This window comes from Vibrio sp. 10N.261.52.A1 (genome assembly GCF_002876325.1).
Classification (GTDB): domain Bacteria; phylum Pseudomonadota; class Gammaproteobacteria; order Enterobacterales; family Vibrionaceae; genus Vibrio; species Vibrio chagasii.
Map to the genome: position 1 here is coordinate 1 of NZ_MCYD01000588.1, position 758 is coordinate 758.

1 protein-coding gene is annotated in these 758 nt (G+C 42.3%); it reads right to left on the reverse strand.

Annotated elements, in window-relative coordinates; all coding sequences use genetic code 11:
- Positions 1-101: 101 nt before the first annotated feature.
- Positions 102-680, reverse strand: a complete 579-nt coding sequence (locus tag BCT81_RS09945) for a thymidine kinase (RefSeq protein ID WP_008223554.1) — start codon at positions 678-680, stop codon at positions 102-104.
- Between the last annotated feature and the right edge of the window lie 78 nt (positions 681-758).

A 758-nucleotide genomic window follows, 5' to 3' on the forward strand; every position in this document is an offset into this window, starting at 1 on the left:
AGATAGCGATAACCAATAAAAACAAAAACGGTGGCACTGAGCCACCGTTTTTTTATTCCATTACTTTGTATTTCAGTTATCACCGAAACATTGAAAAACGCTTATTTACCTAGCGCTTCTTTGTAGTGAAGGCGACATACAGACACATATTTATCGTTGCCACCTATTGCCACTTGATCACCTTCCGCGATCGCGACACCGTGCTCATCGGTACGGATTACCATGTTCGCTTTGCGGCCACAGTGGCAGATGGTTTTCAGTTCCACCAGCTTATCAGCCCAAGACAGTAGATACTTACTGCCTTCAAACAGCTCACCAAGGAAGTCTGTTCTTAACCCGTAACAAAGCACAGGGATATGCAGTTTATCAACCACTTCTGTTAGCTGATATACCTGCTCTTTCGACAAGAACTGACACTCATCGATCAGTACACAGTGACGCTTTTCTTGCTCGTTCAGCTCGTTAATCGCTTCAAAAAGATTCGTGTCACTCTTAAAAAGCTGTGCTTCAGATTGAAGGCCAATTCGAGAGCTCACTTTACCAATACCGTAGCGATCATCGAGTGCTGCCGTAAAGATCACCGGCGTCATGCCACGTTCTTGGTAGTTAAATGAAGATTGAAGAAGCGTTGTTGATTTACCCGCATTCATTGCCGAGTAGTAAAAATACATCTGAGCCACAGAAATATTCCTGTCTAATAAAGTTGAATATAGAAAAGGTGAAATTCGAGAATTTTTGCTAGAAAAAAGGGCTGAAAA